Origin of the sequence: Crossiella cryophila (genome assembly GCF_014204915.1) — a bacterium.
GTDB lineage: Bacteria > Actinomycetota > Actinomycetes > Mycobacteriales > Pseudonocardiaceae > Crossiella > Crossiella cryophila.
In genome coordinates this window covers 5100160-5120633 of the sequence record NZ_JACHMH010000001.1, presented here as the reverse complement: position 1 = coordinate 5120633, position 20474 = coordinate 5100160, and the positions used below count along the sequence as shown (strand labels likewise).

At 72.1% G+C, this 20474-nt stretch carries 2 protein-coding genes and 2 pseudogenes; all 4 read right to left on the bottom strand.

Going from position 1 to position 20474, the window contains the following annotated elements; translation table 11 throughout:
- Positions 1-2: 2 nt before the first annotated feature.
- The gene (locus HNR67_RS22625) at positions 3-4007 is read right to left on the bottom strand and encodes a type I polyketide synthase (RefSeq protein ID WP_185004203.1); all 4005 of its coding nucleotides are present in this window, start codon (positions 4005-4007) and stop codon (positions 3-5) included.
- A 48-nt stretch (positions 4008-4055) separates the two neighbouring features.
- Positions 4056-9524, bottom strand: a pseudogene (locus HNR67_RS22620) (type I polyketide synthase); the annotation flags it as partial.
- 54 nt (positions 9525-9578) lie between these two features.
- A complete protein-coding gene (locus tag HNR67_RS22615) occupies positions 9579-10859 on the bottom strand; it encodes a cytochrome P450 (RefSeq protein WP_185004201.1) in 1281 nt (426 codons plus the stop codon).
- Positions 10856-20248 (bottom strand): annotated as a pseudogene (locus HNR67_RS45775) (SDR family NAD(P)-dependent oxidoreductase); the annotation flags it as partial. The gene HNR67_RS22615 and the pseudogene HNR67_RS45775, both read right to left, overlap by 4 nt.
- Positions 20249-20474 lie beyond the last annotated feature (226 nt).

Below are 20474 nucleotides of genomic sequence, written 5' to 3'. Positions count from 1 at the left end.
TCCTACCGGCTGGGCAGCACCTCCGGCAGCCAGGCGTGCAGGCGTTCGGACACCACGTCCGCGTGCCTGGACAGCATGGTGAAGTGGTCGCCGGGGATGGATTCCTTCCGGTGTACCAGATCCAGCGGGAACTGACGGTCTGTCGGGTTGGCCGAGATGCCGCCGACCGCCTCCGACGCGGTCAGGTGCAGGATCGGCGCCTTGATCGGCTGCGGGTGCCAGTCGCCGAACATGCGGTTGTAGCCGCCCATGGCGCCGATCTGGCCGGTGGTGGTGGCGGTGCGGTCGTCCCGGCCCACCGAGGCGGCCATCAGGTCGCGGCGGCGGATCTGCTCCTGCATGAACTCGCTCTGGTTCTCCGTCTGGGCGACCTCGGCGTCGGGCAGGTAGGTGTCGATCAGCAGCAGCGCGGACACCGGGACGCCCTCGGCCTCCAGGTGTTCGAGCAGGCCGTGCGCGAGGTAGCCGCCGGAGGAGTAACCCGCGAGCATGAACGGGCGGTCCGGGAACTGGGCGAGCACGGGTTTGGCGAGCATGCGGAACAAGGCCGGGCGGTCGGCGGGCAGCGGGTTGTCGCCGGTGAAGCCGGGGGCCCACAGGGACCAGACCTCGGAGGCGGGGCGCAGGGCGGAGTGCAGGTAGGTGTAGGGCAGGTCGAGGTTGGGGAAGATCGGCGGGGTGAGGCCGATGATCAGCGGGCCCTCGCCGCCGTCGCCGACCTTGATCAGTTCGGCCAGGTCCCGTGGATCGTCCTGGGTGAAGGTGTCCCGGGTTTCGGAGACGGCGCGGGCCAGGCGCAGGGCGGCGTTGAGCTTGCCGCTCTCGATCGCGCCGATGTAGACCGCGGCCAGGCTGTCGGACTCCTGCGACGGCTCGGGCGCGTTCCCGGGCACGCTCACCGGCGTGGACAGGGTGTCCTCCTCGGCCATCTCGGCGAGTTTCTCCACCGCGAGTTCGGCCAGGTCGAGCACGGTGGGGTAGTTGAGGATGTCGCCGAGGGAGAACTCGATGCCGGTGGCGGAGGTGACCCGGTTGCGCAACTGCATGGCGCTCAACGATTCCAGGCCCTGGTCGCGGAAGGTGTCCTCCAGGGGCACGTCCTCGGTGCCGGGGTGGTTGAGCACCACGGCGACGTGGCTGCGGATGATGTCGACGAGTTCGGTCTCGCGTTCCTCCGTTGGCAGCGCCCACAGCCGGGCGGCCGGGGAGGTCGCGCCGCCCGCGGGCAGGGCCTGGCCGTCGGCGGTCATCCTCGGCGTCTTCCACTCGCGGTCCAGCCAGTAGCGTTCGCGCTGGAAGGCGTAGCCGGGCAAGGGAATCCGGCGTGCGCCGGTGCCCGCGAAGACGGCCTGCCAGTCGATGGCGGCACCGGCGATGTATGCCTCGCCGAGGGCGCGGACGAACCGGGACAGGCCGGCGTCCTCGCGGTTGAGGGTGCTGGTGGCGACCGCGGCGATGCCTGCCACGTCAATGGTCTCACTGACCGGGTGCACCAGCAGCGGGTGTGCGCTGACCTCGACGAAGATCCGGTGGCCGTCGGCCAGCAGGGTGTCGGTGGAGCGGTCGAAGCGGACGGGTTCGCGGATGGCCTGGTACCAGTACTCGGCGTCGAGTTCGGCCGTGCCCACCCACTGGCCGGTGCGGCCGGAGACCAGTGGCACGGTGGCCGGTCGCGGCGCCAGGTCGGCGAGTTCGGCGATCAGGTTGTCCCGCAAGGGTTCCATCCGCGGGGTGTGCGAGGCGACCTCGGCCTGGACCCGGCGGGCCCGGATACCCCTGGTCTCACAGCGGGCGAGCAGTTCGGCGACCGCCTGCTCCTCCCCGGAGACGGTGACCGCGAAGGCGCTGTTGACCACCGCGATCCACAGCCGGTCCGCCCAGTCGGCCATCAGCGCGCGGGCGTCGGCCTCCGGCAGGGGCAGGGTCAGCATCCCGGCCGGTCCATCGTCGAGTGCGGCCATCAGTTTTCCGCGCACGACGGCGATCCGCATGGCCTCGGGCAGGGTCAGCGCACCGGCGGCCCAGGCGGCGGCGACCTCGCCCTGGGAGTGTCCGGCGATCGCGCCGGGGGTCAGGCCGACCTCGCGCCACAGTGCGGTCAGCGCGATCATCACGGCCACGTTGACCGCCTGCACCACCTCGGTGCGGTGCACCGGCGGTGCGCCGGGCGCGCCGTGCAGCACCTCCCAGAGTGACCAGGACACGTGCGGGCGCAAGGCTTTCTCGCACTCGTCCAGGGTGGCGCGGAAGGTCTCGGACTCGGCGCTGAGCGCGGTGGCCATGCCTGCCCACTGCGCGCCCTGGCCGGGGTAGAGGAAGGTGGTGCTGCCGTCGCCGACGGCGTTGCCCGCGATGACCGCGTGCGAGCCGCGGTGGGTGGACAGCGCGGTCAGCGCCTCGGTCAGATCCTCCAGTGTGCGGCCGAAAATGACCGCGCGGCAACGCAGGTGGGTGCGGGCGGTGGCCAGCGAGTGGGCCAGGTCGAGGGGATCCGGCTTGCTGCGCTCGATGTGCGCCAGCAGCGCACCTGCCTGCACTGGCAACGATTCCGGCGTCTTGGACGAGATGATCCAGGGCAGCAGCGGCAGGGTTCGGGTAGCCGCCGCAACGGTTTGTGGCTCGGACTCGGCGTGTTCGAGGATGACGTGCGCGTTGGTGCCGCTGACGCCGAAGGAGGACACGCCCGCGCGGCGCGGCCGTCCGGTCTCCGGCCAGGGCAGCGGTTCGTCGAGCAGGGCCAGGGCCGCGCCGTCCCAGTCCACCCGGGGGTTGGGCGCACCGGCGTTGAGGGTTTTGGGCAGCACGCCGTGCCGCATGGCCAGCAGCACCTTCAGCACGCCCGCGACGCCGGCGGCGGCCTGGGTGTGGCCGAGGTTGGACTTCACCGCACCCAGCAACAGTGGACGGTCCGCACCGCGGGCGCGGCCGTAGGTGGCTTGCAGGGCCTCGGCTTCGATCGGGTCGCCGAGCACGGTGCCGGTGCCGTGCGTCTCCACCACGTCCACGTCGGCGGCGGAGAGTTTGGCGGCGGCCAGGGCGGCGGTGATCACGCGTTGCTGGGCCGGGCCGTTGGGGGCGGTGAGCCCGCTGGAGGTGCCGTCGGAGTTGACCGCGGAGCCGCGCAGCAGGGCGAGCACCTGGTGGCCGTTGCGCCGGGCGTCGGAAAGCCGTTCCAGCACAACGAGTCCGGCGCCCTCACCCCAGGAGGTGCCGTCGGCGGTGGCGGAGAAGGGTTTGCACCGGCCGTCCGGGGCGAGTGCGCGCTGCTGGGAGAACTCCACGAACAGCAGCGGACTGGACAGGATGGTGACGCCACCGGCCAGTGCGAGGGAGCATTCGCCGTTGCGCAGGGCCTGGGCGGCCAGGTGCATGGTCACCAGCGAGGAGGAGCAGGCGGTGTCGACGGTGATCGACGGGCCTTCCAGGCCGAAGAAGTAGGACAGCCGCCCTGAGGTGACGCTGGGCGCGTTGCCGATGGAGAACTGGCCGATGAGTTCCTGCGGCACCTCGGTGACCGCGGCGGTGTAGTCCGAATTGGACAGTCCGACGAAGACACCGGTGCGGCTGCCGCGCAGGCTGGCCGGGTCGATCCCGGTGTCCGCGACGGCCTGCCAGGCCACCTCCATCAGCACCCGCTGCTGCGGGTCCATGCCGAGTGCCTCGCGCGGGGAGATGCCGAAGAAGCCGGGGTCGAAGTCGGCGGAGCCGGTGATGAACCCGCCCTCACGCACGTAGGACTTGCCGGGGGTGCCCGGTTCCGGGTGGTAGACCTGGTCCTCGGTCCAGCCCCGGTCGGCCGGGAACCCGGTGATCACGTCCCGGCCCTCGGCCAGCACGTCCCAGAGTTCCTCCGGCGAGGACACGCCGCCACCGAAGCGGCAGCCCATGCCGACCACGGCGATCGGGTCCTCTTCGGCGTTCTCCAGTTCCCGCAGGCGTTCCCTGGTGCGGGCGAGTTCGGCGGTCACCCGCTGGAAGTACTCCAGGAGCTTGGGGTCATCGGCCATGGCAGATCAATCCTTCGGGCTGGGTGGCGGACGGGAGGCGGTGGCGGCTCACGGGCTGCCCAGCTCTCGGTCCACGAAGGCGTACAACTCCTCGGCCGAGGCGGTCCGCAGACCTGCCACGACGTCCTGACCCGGGTTGTCCCCGAGCGTGCCGAGCAGGGCGCGCAACCGCTGCCGGAGCAGCTCGCGCGCGTCCTCGTCCGCGCCGAGCGCGCGCTGCCGGACGGCGTCCTCCAGCGCGGTCAGCTCGATGCCGGGATCGAGGGTGGTTTCCGTCGCGTCCGGGGCGATTTCCTGGCCCAGGTGACCGGCCAGCGCGGCCGGGGTGGGGTGGTCGAACACCAGCGTGGCGGGCAGGCGCAGCCCGGTCGCGCTGTTGATCCGGTTGCGCAGTTCCACCGAGCTGAGCGAGTCGAAGCCGAGATCGCCGAAGGCGCCCTCGGCCGGGACCCCGTCGGCGGAGGTGTAGCCCAGCACGGCGGCGACGTGCCCGCGCACCAGGTTGGTGAGCTGCCGGTCGCGTTCCTCCGGGCTGAGTCCGGACAGCCGCCTGGCCAGGGCCTGCGGGGTTTCCGAAGGCGCGCCCCCGCGTTGCCCGGCCGCGCTGCGCCGGGAGGAGCGGCGGACCAGGTCGCGCAGCAGCGGCGGGATGCCGTCGGCGCCGAGTTTGCCGACCGCGCCCAGGTCCACCCGGATCGGCACCAGGTAGTCCCGGCCGGTGGCCAGCGCGTCCGTCCACAGTGCGAGGCCCTGCGGGTCGGTGAGGCCGAGGATGCCGGTGCGGTTGAGCCGGGCCTGGTCGGCGGCGGCCAGGCCACCGCCCATGCCGTCGGCGCCGCTGTGCTCGTCGGCGGCCCACAGACCCCAGCCGAGGGAGAGCCCGGCGAGTCCGGCGGCCCGGCGGCGGGCGGTGAGCGCGTCCAGGAAGCTGTTGGCCGCCGCGTACGCGCCCTGTCCCGCGGTGCCGAAGACCCCGGCGGCGGAGGAGAAGCAGACGAACATGGCCAGGTCCAGGTCCTTGGTCAGCTCGTGCAGGTGCCAGCCGCCGTCGACCTTGGGCCGCAACACGTTCTCCAGCTGCGTCGCGGTCAGCGTCTCGACCAGCCCGTCGTCGAGCACGCCCGCGGCGTGGATGACCGCGGTGAGCGGGTGCGCGGCCGGGATGTCGGCGAGCACCCGTTCCAGGTCGGCCCGGACGGCCACATCGCCTTGGGCCAGCACGGTGTCCGCGCCCAGCTCGGTCAGGTCGGCGAGCAGTTCGGGTGGGGCGGTGCCGCGGCGGGAGAGCAGCACGATCCGGCGGGCGCCCTGGGCGGCCAGGTGCCGGGCGAACACGCCGCCGAGCCGTCCGCCGCCGCCGGTGATCAGCACGGTGCCGTCGGGGGCGCGGTGCGGGTCACCGGGAGTGGCCCGGTGCAGGCGGGGTGCGTAGAGCGCGCCGTCGCGCAGGGCCACCTGGGGTTCCCTGGCGGCCTTGGCGGTGGCCACGGCCAGCAGCGGCCAGGAGCGCAGGTCGTCGGTGTCGATCAGCAGCACCCGGTGCGGGTGTTCCATCTGCGCCGAGCGGGCCAGTCCCCAGGCCGCCGCGGTCACCGGATCGGGTTGCTCGCCGGGCAGCACGCCCAGGGCCTGCTCCGAGCACAGCACCAGCGCGGACTCGGCGAAGCGCTCGTCACCCAGCCAGTCCCGCAACAGCCCGGCCAGTTCACCCACTGCGGTGCGTACCGCGTCCGTCTCGCTACCGACCGGTCGGTAGAGACGCGAGAACACGACCTCGGGGGCGGGCAGGCCGTCGTCGACGAGGGCGCCGAGGGCGGCCAGGTCGGGGGCCTGCTCACCCAGCGCGACCCAGTCCCGGGCGGTGTCCGCGGACAGTGGCAGCGGCGCCCAGTCCAGGCCGAACAGCGCGGAGCTGTCCTCGGCCGGGCCGTGCAGGTGCGCGGCGTCCGCGGGCAGTGGCCGGAACAGCAGGGAGTCGACGGTGGCCACGGTCGCGCCGGAGCCGTCGGCCAGGGTGATCGCCACATCGCCGTTGTCGCCGGTGATGTGCACCCGCAGCATGGCCGCACCGGCGGCGAACAGGGAGAGCCCTGACCAGGAGAACGGCATCGAGCCGTGGCCCTGGTCGATCGTGTCGAGCTGCGGGCCGAGGCCGACCGCGTGCAGCACGGCGTCCAGCAGGGCCGGGTGCAGGTTGTACCGCTTGGCATCACCAGCGGCGTCCACGGGCAGGGCGACCTCGGCGAACATCTCCGGCCCTGCCGGGCTGTCCCGCCGCCACAGCGTGCGCAGGCCGCGGAAGGCCCCCTCGTAGGAGAAGTGCCGTCCCTCCACGACCTCGTCGTAGACCTCGGAGACGTCGATCTCCACCACATCGGTCGGCGGCCACTGCACCAGCGTCGCCTCGGGCACCGCGGTGCGGACGCCGACGAACCCGGCGGCGTGACCGCGCCAGCTGCCGGAGTCGTTGTCCGGCCGGGAGAACACCCGCACCGGGCGGCGGCCGGACTCCTCCGCCGCGCCGAGCACGACCTGGACCTGCACGCCGCCGTCGGTGGGCAGTGCGAGCGGGGCCTCCACGGTCAGCTCCTCGACCGCGTCACAGCCGACCTGCTCGCCCGCGGCCAGCGCGAACTCCAGGAACGCGGTACCGGCCAGCACCGGGATGCCGCGGATGATGTGCCCGGCCAGCCAGGGCTGACTCTGCAGGGAGAGACGGCCGGTGAGCACCACGCCGTCGCCGTCGGCTGCGCTCAGCACCGCGCCCAGCAGGGGGTGTCCGGCTGCTTCCAGACCGGCGGACTTGAGGTTGACCGAGTCGCCGTCGGGAACCAGCCAGTAGTGCTCGTGCTGGAAGGCGTAGGTGGGCAGGTCGGCGATCCGGGCGGGGACGGCGGGCAGTACCGCGGTCCAGTCCACGTCCACGCCGCTGTCGTGCACGGCGCCGAGGGCGCGCAGCAAGCTCTCCGGTTCGGCGTGGTCCTTGCGGCACACCGGGATCGCGGTCTCGGCCGGTCCGGCGTCCTGGCGAGCGAGTGCGGAGAGCACCGCGTCGGGGCCGAGTTCCAGCAGGGTGCTGACGCCGTTGGCGCGGGCGGTGGCGAGGCCGTCGTGGAAGCGGACGGCCTGGCGCACGTGGTCGGCCCAGTAGCCGGGTGAGCGCAGTTGGTCGGCGGTGGCGATCCGGCCGGTGAGGTTGGAGATCACCGGGATGGCCGGTTCCGCGGTGGGCAGCGCGGCGACGATCTCGCGGAACTCGGCGAGCATCGGCTCCATCAGCGGCGAGTGGAAGGCGTGGCTGACCTGGAGCCGCTTGGTCTTGCGCCCCTTGGCCGCCCAGTCCGTCACGAGCACCTCGACCTCGGCGGCGTCGCCGGAGATGACCACCGAGTCGGCCGAGTTCACCGCGGCGATCGACACCAGCTGCTCGCGTCCGGCGAGTACGGCGGTGACCTCTTCTTCGTTGCCCTGCAAAGCGACCATCGCGCCGCCGGTGGGCAGTGCGGCCATCAGCCGGCCGCGCGCGGCGACCAGGGTGGCGGCGTCGGCCAGGGTCCACACCCCGGCCACGTGCGCCGCGGCGATCTCGCCGATGGAGTGCCCGAGCAGGTAGGCGGGCCGCAGTCCGCAGGATTCGGCGAACCGGTACAGCGCGACCTCCACCGCGAACAACGCGGCCTGGGCGAAGTCGGTGCGGTGCAACAGTTCCGCGTCGTTGGCGATCACCTCGCGCAGTGGGCGCGGCAGGTGCTCGTCCAGGTGCCCGCACACCTCCTCGAAGGCGGTGGCGAAGGCGGGGAAGGTCTCGGCGAGGGCCAGTCCCATGCCCGGCCGCTGCGCGCCCTGCCCGGTGAAGAGCACGCCAAGCGAACCGGTGCCGGGCACCTGGTCACCGGGACCGGCCTCGGCGAGTCGGCGCAGTTCGGCGGCCAGTTCGGCCTTGTCCCGGCCGAAAACCGTGCGCCGGTGCCGGAAGTGCGTGCGTCCGGTGGCCAGTGCGTGCGCCACCCCAGCCGCGTGGGTCTCGTCCTGTTCGGCGAACTCGGCCAGCCGGGCGGCTTGACCGCGCAGTGCGGCAACGGTTTTGCCGGACACCGTCCAGGGAAGCACCGGCAACTCACCATCCACAGTGGACTCGACGTCCTCGGCGGGTGGTTCCTCCAGGATGATGTGCGCGTTGGTGCCGCTGATGCCGAAGGAGGACACGCCAGCGCGCCGGGGGTTCCCGGTCTCCGGCCAGTCCACCGGTTCGGCCAGCACACTGACCGCGTTGACACCCCAGTCCACCTTGGGCGTGGGCGCATCCACGTGCAAAGACTTGGGCACCCGGCCGTGCCGCATCGCCATGATCATCTTGATCGCACCGGCCACCCCGGCCGCGGCCTGGGTGTGCCCGATGTTGGACTTCAGCGAGCCCAGGTACAGCGGTCGCCCGTCCGGCCGGTGCTCGCCGTAGGTGGCCACCAGCGCGGTGCCCTCGATCGGATCACCCAGCGGGGTGCCGGTGCCGTGTGCCTCGACCACGTCGACCTGTTCGGGCGCCAGGCCCGCGTCGGCCAGCGCGGCCCGGATGACCTCCTGCTGTGCGGTGCCGTTCGGCGCGGACAGCCCGTTGCTGGTGCCGTCCTGGTTGATCGCCGAACCGCGCAGCAGCGCGAGCACCTGGTGACCGTTGCGCCGGGCGTCGGAAAGCCGTTCCAGCAACAGCAGTCCGGCGCCCTCGGCCCAGATCGCCCCGTCGGCCGCGGCGGCGAAAGCCTTGCTGCGCGCGTCCTTCGAGGTCACCCCCTGCCCGCAGAACTCGACGAACGTGCCCGGCGTGGCCAGCACGGTCACCCCACCGGCCAGTGCCAGCCCGCACTCCCCCGCCCGTAGCGCCCGCGCGGCCAGGTGCGCGGCCACCAGCGAGGAGGAACACGCGGTGTCGATGGTGACCGCGGGACCGCTGAAGTCGAAGGCGAAGGCGATCCGGCCGGAGATCACACTCATCGTGCTGCCGGTGATCGCGTACTGGGAGTACTGCGTGGTGCCCTGCCACAGCATCTGGTAGTCGTTGCTGGACGCGCCGGCGAACACCCCGGTCCGGCTGCCCGCCATCGACTCCGGCGGGATACCGGCGGACTCGAACGCCTCCCAGGCCAGTTCCAGCATCAGCCGCTGCTGCGGGTCCATCACCAGCGCCTCACGCGGTGAGATGCCGAAGAAGGCCGGGTCGAATTCGCCTGCCCCGTCGAGGAATCCGCCCTCGCGCACGTAGGTCCGGCGGGCCTGCTGGGAGTTCGGGTCCGGATCGTAGAGGTCCTCGATCGGCCAGTGCCGGTCCCGCGGGAACGGCGAGATCGCGTCCACCCCGCCGTCGACGAGATCCCACAGCTGGGCCGGGGAGGCCACACCGCCGGGCAGGCGGCAGGACATGCCGACCACCGCGATCGGCTCGTCGTGCTGCTGCTCGGCCTCGCGCAGTCGTTCCCTGGTGGCGAGCAGGTCCGCGGTGACCTTCTTCAGGTACTGGCGGATCTTGGCTTCGTCGCTGGACATCGGATCACCTCGTGGCGGGTTTGGCAGGCAGGGTCAGGCTTTGAAGGTGATGCGCTGGGTGTCGAGACCGCGCACCACCACGTGCCTGCGGTAGCTCAGCGAGTCCTCGTGCACGTGGAAGTCCGGCAGGCGTTCGGCGACCGTGCGGAAGACGATCTCGGCCTCCAGCTTGGCCAGGCTGTTGCCGAGGCAGTAGTGCGCGCCGACGCCGAAGGCCAGGCCCATGCTCTTGCTCTGCCGCTGGATCCGGAACTCATCGGCCTGCGGGAACTCGCGCTCGTCCCGGTTGCCCGAGCCGATCACCAGGGTGACGATGGTGTCCTTGTCGATGTCGATCCCGTTGACCTGCTTGCCTTCCAGCGCGACCCGGCCGATCAGCAGGATCGGGCAGTCATAACGCAGCACCTCGTCCACAGTGGACATCGCGAGCGACGGGTCCTGGCGCAGCTGGGCGAGCTGGTCCGGGAACCGGGACAGCGCGAGCAGGCCGTTGGTGATCAGGTTGGTGGTGGACTCGTGCGCGGCGATGAACACGGTGGCCACGGTGTTGGTGACCTCGCGGCGGCTGAGCTTGCGGCCGTCGTGCTCGGTGCGGATCAGGCTGGAGATCAGGTCCTCGCCGAGGTTCTTGCGCCGCTTGAAGATGAGGTCGGCGAAGTAGGCGTGCACCGTGGTGGTGGTCTGGGTGAGCCGGATCAGCTCGTCCCTGGTGAAGGTCTCGGCGTTGTGGAAACTGGCGACCAGGGTGGGGAGTTCGGTGGACAGCGCCATGTCACTGGACCACTCGCGCAGCTGCGGGATGTCCTCGGCCGGGATGTCGAGCAGTTTCGCGATCACACCAAGGGAAAGCCCGGTGGCCAGGTCCTCCACGCCGTCGAACTCGCCATTGGCGATGAACTTGGCGAACAGCGAGTCCACGATCTCCCGGATCCAGGGCTCGTACCTGGCGGTGATCCGCGGCGTGAACGCCTTGGTGACCAGCCTGCGCTGCCTGCCGTGCGCCGGGTCGTCCAGGAAGAAGATCGAGTTGAGCACCGGCTCCTCGGTGGCCTCCGGGAAGACCCGCTGCATCGCGGGCGAGGCGAGGGTGTCGTTGCCCATGGCGGCGTGATCACGCAGGATCGCCATGCAGGTGGCGTAATCGCTGATGATCAGCGACCCGTCCTCGGTCTCGATCGGCCCCATCTCCCGCCACTTGGCCAGCATCGGATAGGGATCGGCGAGGGTTTCCGCCTCCAGCAGGGCGTACAGCGGGTTGTCGCGGCTCGCGACCCGTTCCCCGGCGAGGGTCATCGTCTTGGCTCCCTTGGTCATCGGTCTTCGGCGAGCACGCCGTCAATCAGGTCGAAGATCTCGTCATCGGTGGCGCTGTCCAGGTCCGGCTTGGCTGTCTCGTCGCGTTCCCTGGACTGCCAGGACCGCAGGATCCGTTCCAGCGTGCTGGTGATCGCCTCACCCCGGCCCACCGCGCCCGGCCGCAGTTCCGACAGCGCCGTTTCCAGTTCCCGCAACCGGTTCATGGTGGTCTGGACCGCATCCCGCACCCCGCCACCCAGCGCCTCGATCAGGTGCCGGGCCAGCGCGACCGGGGTGGGGTGCTCGTAGACCACGGTGGCGGTCAGCGGGGCCCCGGTCGCGGTGCTGATCCGGTTGCGCAACTGCACTCCGGCCAGCGAATCCAGGCCGAGTTCGCGGAAGGACCGGCCCGGCGGGATCTCGTTCGCGGGGTGGCCGGACACGGCGGCCACGTGCGAGATCACCACCTGGGTCAGGTAGTTCTCGCGTTCCTCGGCGGGCACGTCGTCCAGGCGTACCGGGGCCGGGGGTGCGGGGTGGTCGTCCGGTTGCACGCCGGGCAGGTTGTCGCACAGGTGGCTCGGGCGGATCGCGTTGTGGGTGGCGGCGAACCGGGACCAGTCGACCTCGGCGATCGCGTATTCCGGACCGCCACCGGCCAGTGCGCGACCGAGGGCGTCGAGTGCGGCCGCCGCGGGCATCGGGGTGATTCCCCTTGTCCGCCAGGCGGTTTCGAGTTCGGTGGTGGCCATGCCGGTGTCCGCCCACGGGCCCCAGGCCAGGCAGGTGGCCGGCAGGCCGAGTGAACGTCGTTGGTGGGCAAGGGCTTCCAGCACCGCGTTGGCGGCACTGTAGTTGCCCTGGCCGGGTGAGCCGACCGTGCTGGCGAGGGAGGAACACAGCACGAAGAAGTCCAGTGGGTGATCGCGGGTGAGGTCGTGCAGGTGCCGGGCGCCGCCCACCTTGGCCGTGAACACGGTGTCGAACCGGTTGGGCGACAAGGACTCCAGCACGCCGTCATCCAGGACTCCGGCCGTGTGCACGACGCCGGAGAGCTTGTGGTCGGCGAGCAGGTCGGCCAGGGCGTCGCGGTTGGTGATGTCGCAGGCGGCGATGGTGACCTCGGCGCCGGTGGCGGTGAGTTCGGCGTGCAGGTCCTGCGCACCAGGGGAATCCGGTCCCTGCCGTCCGACCAGGAGCAGACGGCGGGCGCCCCGGGTGGCGAGCAGGCGGGCCACGTGCCCACCAAGTCCGCCGAGTCCGCCGGTGATCAGGACGGTTCCGGTGGTCTCCGGCACCACGCTGGGCCCGGCGGGCACGGTGGCGAGTCGGCGCACGTACCCGCGGCCGTCGCGGATCGCGGTCTGGTCCTCGCCGCCGAGTGCCGCGCGGAAGGCGAGCCAGTCGGCCTCGGTCGGCTGCTCGGGCAGGTCAATCAGCCCACCCCAGCGGCCGGGCGACTCCAGCGCGGCCACCCGTCCCAAGCCCCAGACCCCGGCCTGTTCCGGCCGCGGCACGGTGTCACCCGTGCGGGCCCGGATCGCGCCCTGGGTAAGCGCCCACACCGGGGTGCCCTCGGGTGCGGACTGGAGCAGGGCGAGGGTGGCGGTGACCGCACGCGGGACGCTCGCCTCGCCGATCACCGGGTCCAGCGCGAGCAGGGACACGATCCCGGCACTGGGTGGGAGCGCCTCGGTTCCGTTGAACCGCAACACCTCTGTGGTTTGAAGCGAGCGTGCCACCGCGTCGATGATCTCGTCGAACTGCTCCCCCGGCGGCGCGACGACCAGCCAGGGACCGGTCAGCGGCAGGTGCTTCGGCGTCGCCGCCGACCACTCGACCACATGCAGCAGCGGATCCCGGGACGGCTGCGCGGCGCGGACCGGCAGCCAGTACCGCTCCCGGCTGAACTGGTAACCCGGCAACGTCACCCGCCGACCGCCGACACACCAGGCAGCCCAATCCACGGTGACCCCACGGGTGTGCGCACCGGCGAGCGCCCGGAGCACCGACTCCACGCCGGGACGCCCCTTGGGCAGCACCGGCAGGAACTCCGCGTCGGGCCGGCTTTCCTGGCCGAGTGCGCTGAGCGTGTTGCCCGGCCCGATTTCCAAGTAGGTCCCGGCGGCCAGCGCGCCGAGGCAGTCGTGGAACCGAACCGGATGCCGCGCGTGCCGGACCCAGTATTCCGGGGTGCGCAGGTCCGTCCCGGTGACGGGGCGGCCGGTGACCGAGGAGATCACCGGGATGGCAGGCTCGTGGAATTCCAGCCTGGCAAGGACTTCCCGGAACGGCGCGAGCATCGGCTCCATGTGCGGGGAGTGGAAGGCTTGCGCCACATCCAGTCTGCGGGCGTGCGGGGTGCGCGCGGCCAGTTCCAGGACGAGGTCGGCGGTACCGGAGAGGACCACCGAGTTCGGGCCGTTGATGGCGGCGATGGCGACCTGGTCTTCATGTCCGCGCAACAGTTCCCGGGCCTCGGCCTCGGTGGCGCGGATGGCGACCATCGCACCGTCGCGGTCCAGCTCGTGCATCAGGCGACCGCGGGCGGCGATCAGCGTGCAGGCATCCGGGAGGGACAGGACTCCGGCGACGTGCGCGGCGGCGATCTCGCCGACCGAGTGCCCGGCGAGCGCGTCCGGGACCACGCCGAACGCGGTGATCAGCCGGTACAGCGCCACTTCCACCGCGAAGACCGCGGCCTGGGTGTGGTCGGTGCGGGTGAGTTCGCCGGTGAAGGTGAGGTCGGCCAGGGGGCGGTCGAGGTGCTGGTCCAGTTCGGCGGCGACGGCGTCGAAGGCCGCGGCGAAGCGGGGTTCCTCGCGGTGGAGGTCGGCGGCCATGGCGGGGAATTGGGCGCCCTGGCCGGGGAAGAGGAAGGCGGTGGGGCCGTCATGGACCTCGCCGGTGATGGCGGTGGCGGTGCTGATGGCCTGGTGCAGTTCGGGTTTGGTGCGGCCGAGGTAGACGGCTCGGGCGGGGAGGTGGGTGCGGGTGGTGGCGAGGGAGTGGGCGATGTCGAGGGGGGTGGCGGGGTGGGTGAGGAGGGCTTGGGCCTGGCGGGGCAGGGCTTGGGGGGTGGCCGCGGAGATGAGCCAGGGCAGGAGTCGGGGCTGGGACTCAGGGTCGGGCGCAGGCGCGGGGTCCGGCACGGGCCGGGACGCGGGCACCGGTCCGGAGCCAGACACGGGCAGTGCCGCGAGTTCCGGCACGGTCGTGGGCGTGGCCGCGGGCTGTGCCGCGGTGTCCGACCCGAGCCGGGGCGCGGGGGCCGGGGCGAGTTCCGGTGCGGGCTCTTCCAGGATCACGTGCGCGTTGGTGCCACTGATCCCGAACGAGGAGATCCCCGCCCGCCGCGGCCGCCCCGTCTCCGGCCAGCTCACCGACTCCCCCGCGAGTTCCACCGACCCGCCGGCCCAGTCCACGTGCGGACTCGGCCGTTCCAGGTGCAGCGTCCCCGGCAACACCCCGTGCCGCATCGCCATCATCATCTTCAGCACCCCGGCCACCCCCGCCGCGGCCTGGGTGTGCCCCAGGTTCGACTTGGCCGAGCCGATCAGCACCGGGCGGTCGCGGTCCTGGCCATAGGTGGCCAGCAGGGCCTGGGCTTCGATGGGGTCGCCCAGGGTGGTGCCGGTGCCGTGGGCTTCCACCGCGTCCACTTCGGACGGTCGCAGGCCCGCTGCGGACAGGGCGGCCTGGATCACCCGGCGCTGGGCGGCGCCGTTGGGGGCGGTGAGGCCGTTGGAGGCGCCGTCGGAGTTGATGGCGCTGCCGCGCAGGATGGCCAGGATCTGGTGGCCGTTGCGGCGGGCGTCGGAGAGTCGTTCCAGGACAACGAGTCCGGCGCCTTCGCTCCAGGCGGTGCCGTTGGCGGCCGCGGCGAAGGGTTTGCAGTGGCCGTCGGGGGCCAGGGCGTAGACCTTGGAGAATTCGACGAACAGGGTGGGGGTGGTCATCACGGTGACGCCGCCGGCCAGGGCCAGGGTGCATTCGCCGTCGCGCAGGGCTCTGGCGGCCAGGTGCATGGCGACCAGGGCGGAGGAACACGCGGTGTCCAGGGTGATCGCGGGGCCCTCGAAGCCGAAGAAGTAGGCCAGGCGGCCGGAGGCGACGCTGCTCGCGTTGTCGATGGAGACCTGGCCGCTGAGGTCGGCCGGGATCTCGTGCTCGCGGTGGGCGTAGTCGCTGCCCATGGTTCCGGTGAACACGGCGGTGCGGCTGCCGCGCAGGGTGGCCGGGTCGATGCCCGCGGATTCCAGGGCGTGCCAGGCGACTTCCAGCAGGATCCGTTGTTGCGGGTCCATCACCAGGGCTTCGCGGGGCGGGATGCCGAAGAAGGCGGGGTCGAACTCGGCGGCGTCGGCCAGGAAACCGCCACGGCGCACGGAATCGTTGGTGTAGCGGGATTCGACGTCCCAGCCGCGGTCGGTGGGGAAGTCGGTGATGACGTCGCGGCCCTCGGCGAGCAGGGTCCAGAGTTCGTCCACTGTGGACACTCCGCCGGGGAAGCGGCAGCCAGCGCCGACCAGGACGATCGGGTCGTCCTCGGGTGCGACCGGGGCAGCGATCGGGGCCGGGGTGGTGGCGGTGCCGCGTAGGTGGGCGGCGAGTTGGGCGGGGGTGGGATGGTCGAAGACGGCGGTGGCGGGCAGGCGCAGGCCGGTGGCGGCGCTGAGGCGGTTGCGTAGTTCCAGGCCGCTGAGCGAGTCGAAGCCGAGGTCGCGGAAGGCCCGCTCCGGGTTGATCTTGCTGTCGTTGCCGAGCACGGTGGACACGGTGCTGAGCACCAGGTCCAGCACGGCTCGTTCGTCGCCGGGGACGAAGGTGACCGGCTGGGTGCGGGCGGCGGCTCGGCGGCGGGGGGCGAGCAGTCCCGCGAGGATGGGCAGGCGGTCGCCGGATTCGCGGTCGGTCAAGTCGAAGCGGGCGGGTACGGACAGCGCCGGTCCGGCCAGGGCCGCGTCGAACAGGGCCAGGCCGTGCTCCTGGGCGATGGGGCGCAGCCGGGACCTGCTCAGCCGGGCGTGGTCGGTGTCGCTGAGGTGGCCGGTCATGCCGGATTCCTGGGCCCACAGGCCCCAGGCCATCGAGGTGGCGGGCAGGCCGTGTGCCCTGCGGTGCGCGGCGAGTGCGTCCAGGTAGCTGTTGGCGGCGGCGTAGTTGGCCTGGCCGCGGGTGCCGATGATCCCGGCCACCGAGGAGAACAGCACGAACGCGGTGAGCGGGAGGTGGCTGGTGAGCCGGTGCAGGTTGCGGGCGCCCTCGATCTTGGGGCGGGACACGGTGTCCAGCTGCTCGGGGGTGAGGGCGTCGACCGTGCTGTCGTCCAGGACACCGGCCGCGTGGATCACCGCGGTGAGCGGGTGTGCGGCGGGGATGTCGGCGAGCAGGGCGGCCAGGGCTTCGGTGTTGGCGACGTCGCACGGGATCACCCGGACCTTGGCGCCGGGCAGATCGGGGGCCTCGGCGGCGCGGCGGCCGGTGAGGATCAGGTGGCGGACGCCGTGGTTGGTCACCAGGTGCCGGGCCAGCGCGCGGCCGAGGGTGCCGGTGCCGCCGGTGATCAGCACCGTGCCGTCCGGGTCGAGGTGGACCGGCTGGCCGGGTTCGGTGCCGCGGGACAGGCGTGGGGTGAGCAATTGGCCCGCGCGGACGGCGATTTGTGGTTCGTCGCAGGCGATCGCGGCGTCCAGCTGGTCCGGGTCGTCCAGGTCGGCCAGGGCGAAGCGGCCGGGGTGTTCGGACTGGGCGGTGCGCACGAGTCCCCAGACCGGGGCCGCGTCGAGGTCGGTGACGTCCTCGGTCGGGCTGGTGGCGACGGCCCGGTTGGTGACGACGAGCAGCACGCCGTCCTGGTCCTTGGCCAGCCAGTCACGCAGGGCGGCGAGGACCTGGTGCGCGCCGGTGGCGTGCAGGACCTCGGTGTTGCCGGTGCGGGCGGTGCGGTGCGGGACCGGGATCCAGTCGAGGTGGAACAGGGTGCGGTCGCCGCCGAGCAGGTCGGTGCGCACCGGGCGCAGGGACACCGAGTCGAGCTGGGCCACGGGTGCGCCGGTGGGGTCGGTGATGGTGACCCGGTAGGCGTCGGGGCCGGACGGGGTCAGCGTGACCCGCACCGTCGAGGCGCCGGTGGCGTGCAGGGACACCCCGTCCCAACCGAACGGTAGGCGGAGGTTCTGGTCGGCGCCGAGCAGCAGCGGGTGCAGGGCGGCGTCGAGCAGGGCCGGGTGCAGGCCGTAGCGGCCGGGTTCGGTGGGCAGGGTGACCTCGGCGTACCGGGTCTCGCCGTCCTGCCAGGCCCGCTGGAGGCCCTGGAAGACCGGGCCGTACTCGTAGCCACGGTCGGCCAGTCGCTGGTAGGCGCCGTCGAGGTTGATCTCCTGCGCACCGGGTGGCGGCCAGGCCGACCGGTCGGTCGGTTCGGGTGTGCCGTGACCGAGGGCGCCGGTGGCGTGCTGGGTCCAGGGCTCGTCCCGGGCCGGGCGGGAGTAGATCGCCAGCGCGCCCGCGGCGTCCACGGTGACCTGCAGCTCGATGGTGGCGGTGGTGGGCACCAGCAGTGGGCGTTGCACCACCAGGTCGTCCAGTCTGGGTGCACCGATCAGTTCACCGGCGTGCAGGGCGAGTTCGGCGAAGGCCGCGCCGGGCAGCAGCACCGTGCCGTTGACCGCGTGGTCGGCCAGCCACGGGTGGGCACGCTGGGACAGCGTGCCGGTGCAGACCAGGCCGTCGCCACCGGCCAGCACGACCGCGGTGGTCAGCAGCGGGTGCTCGGCGGTGGCACTAGCGGCGGCGGTGGGCAGCAGCCAGAAGCGTTCCGGCTGGAACGGGTAGGTCGGCAGGCCGGTGAGCCGTCCGCCGGGGAAGGCCCGGTCCAGGCGGAGGTCGATGCCGTTGGCCTGCGCCTCGGCCGCGGCCAGCAGGAAGCGGTGCAGGCCGCCCTCCTCGCGGCGCAGGGTGCCGAGGGTGACGCCGTCCTCGGTGTGCTCGTCCAGCAGCTGGCGCAGGCCGACGGTGAGCACCGGATGGGTGCTGCACTCCAGGAAAGCGTGCTGTCCCTTGGTGATCAGGCCGCGGACGGCGGTCTCGAACTCGACGGTCCGGCGCAGGTTGGTGAACCAGTAGTCGGCGTCGAGTCCGGCGGTGTCGATCAGCTCGCCGGTGACCGTGGAGTGGAACGGGATGTCACTGGTGCGCGGGCGGATCGGGGCCAGCAGGGTGTGCAGTTCGGCACGCAGCAGGTCGACCTGGGGTGAGTGCGAGGCGTAGTCGACCGGCAGCAGCCGGAAGCGCACGCCCTCGGCCTCCAGCACGACTGAAAGCTCGTTCAGTGCTTGGGGATCGCCGGAGACCACGGTGGCCTCGGGACCATTCACCGCCGCCACGCACAGCGCACCGGCCCAGGGCTGGATCCGCTGCTCGGTCAGCTCCCGGGACAGCCCGACCGAGGCCATCCCGCCCAGTCCGGAGAGCGCGCGGATCGCCTTGGCACGCAGGGCGACCACCCGGGCGCCGTCCTCCAGGGACAGCGCACCGGCCACGGTGGCGGCGGCGATCTCGCCCTGGGAGTGCCCGACCACCGCGACCGGATCCACGCCGTGCGCCTGCCAGAGCGCGGCCAGGGAGACCATCACCGCCCAGGTCGCGGGCTGCACGATGTCCACTGTGGACAGTGCGGTCTCATCGGCGAGCACCTCGGTGAGCTGCCAGTCCACGAACGGCGACAGGGCCTGCTGGCAGGCGGCCAGCCGTTCGACGAAGACCGGGCTGGCGGCCAGCAGGTCCAGGGCCATGCCGGTCCACTGGGTGCCCTGGCCGGGGAAGACCAGCACCGGGCGCACGTCCCGCTGCGCGGTCCCGGTGACCAGCTCCGGCGCGGGCTGACCGGTGGCCAGCGCGTCCAGTCCGGCGCGCAGGGTGTCCGGGTCGGCCGCGACCACGGCGGCGCGGTGCTCGAACCGGGCCCGGCCGGTGGCCAGGGTGAAGCCGACATCGGCCAGTGCGGCCTCGGTGTTGTCCAGGTGTGCGCGGAGGCGGGCGGCCTGGGCGCGCAACGCGGTCAGCGAGGTCGCGGACAGCAGCAGCGGCAGCACCCCGGTTTCCGCGTCCCTACCAACCGGTCGGTCGGGGGCTTGTTCGAGGAGCACGTGCGCGTTGGTGCCGCTGATGCCGAAGGAGGAGATCCCGGCGCGGCGCGGACGGCCGGTCTCCGGCCACGGTGTGTGCTCGGCCAGCGGGCGGACCGCGCCACCGGCCCAGTCCACGTGCGGGCTGGGTTCGGTGAAGTGCAGGATCTTCGGCAGGGTGCCGTGCCGCATGGCGTGCACCATCTTGATCACCCCGGCCACCCCGGCGGCGGCCTGGGTGTGCCCGGTGTTGGACTTGATCGAGCCGAGCAGCAGCGGGTGCGCGCGGTCCTGGCCGTAGGTGTTGAGCAGCGCCTGGGCCTCGATCGGGTCACCCAGGGTGGTGCCGGTGCCGTGTGCCTCCACCGCGTCGATGTCCGAAGTGGACAGACCGGCGACCGCGAGTGCCTGTCGCACCACGAGTTCCTGCGCCGGACCGCTGGGCGCGGACAGTCCGTTGGAGGCGCCGTCGGAGTTGACCGCGCTGCCACGCACGATCGCGTGCACCCGGTGCCCGTTGCGCACCGCGTCGGAGAGCCGTTCCAGCACCAGCAAACCGCAGCCCTCGGACCAGGCGGTGCCGTCCGCGGCCGCGGAGAACGGCTTGCACCGGCCGTCCGGGGCCAGCCCGCGCAGCCGGGAGAACTCGACGAACATCTCCGGGGTGGCCATCACGGTCACCCCGCCGGCCAGCGCGAGATCGCTTTCGCCGCGGTGCAGGGATTCCGCGGCCAGGTGCAGGGTGACCAGCGAGGAGGAGCACCCGGTGTCCACGGTGAGCGCGGGGCCGTGCAGCCCGAGCACATAGGCCAGCCGACCGGAGGCGACGCTGGCGGTGTTGCCGGTGATCAGGTGGCCTTCCAGGCCGTCCGGCACGGTGTGCACCCTGGGCGCGTAGTCGTGCATCATCACGCCGGTGAACACCGCGGTCCGGCTGCCCCGGATCGAAGTCGCGGCGATACCGGCGTCTTCCAGGGCTTCCCAGGCAGCGGTGAGCAGCAGCCGTTGTTGCGGGTCGGTGGTGAGTGCCTCACGCGGGGACATGCCGAAGAACGCGGCGTCGAAGTCGCCCGCGCGGTCCAGGAATCCGCCGTGCCGGGTGTAAGACCGGCCGGGCCGGTCGGGGTCGGGATCGTAAAGCGAATCCAGGTCCCAGCCCCGGTCCGCCGGCATTTCCCCGATCAGGTCGGCAGCACTGATCGCGGCCTGCCACAAACCCTCCGGCGTGGTCACGCCGCCGGGATACCTGCAGGCCATCCCCACGATCGCGATCGGCTCACGCACTGCAACTGCCCCCAGGGTGGTCGGCTCCGGAAGGTGTGGTCCGGATGCTAGCCACAGAAAATAAGCCTCAACCCGAATACGGAAAGGCTCTGGTGAATTTCGCGGTATTCTCAGCGAAATCGATTACATCAGCTAATTGACAGGAAACTGCCAAAGGGTGACCGATTCCGGTCAGCGATGTAATGGATCAAGCGCTGATGATCAGTCCGGACTGTACACA

Bases quoted from the DNA above. Each gene is read 5' to 3' on its own strand.
- HNR67_RS22615 (WP_185004201.1), bottom strand. From the start codon at position 10,859: ATGACCAAGGGAGCCAAGACGATGACCCTCGCCGGGGAACGGGTCGCG.
- HNR67_RS22625 (WP_185004203.1), bottom strand. From the start codon at position 4,007: ATGGCCGATGACCCCAAGCTCCTGGAGTACTTCCAGCGGGTGACCGCC.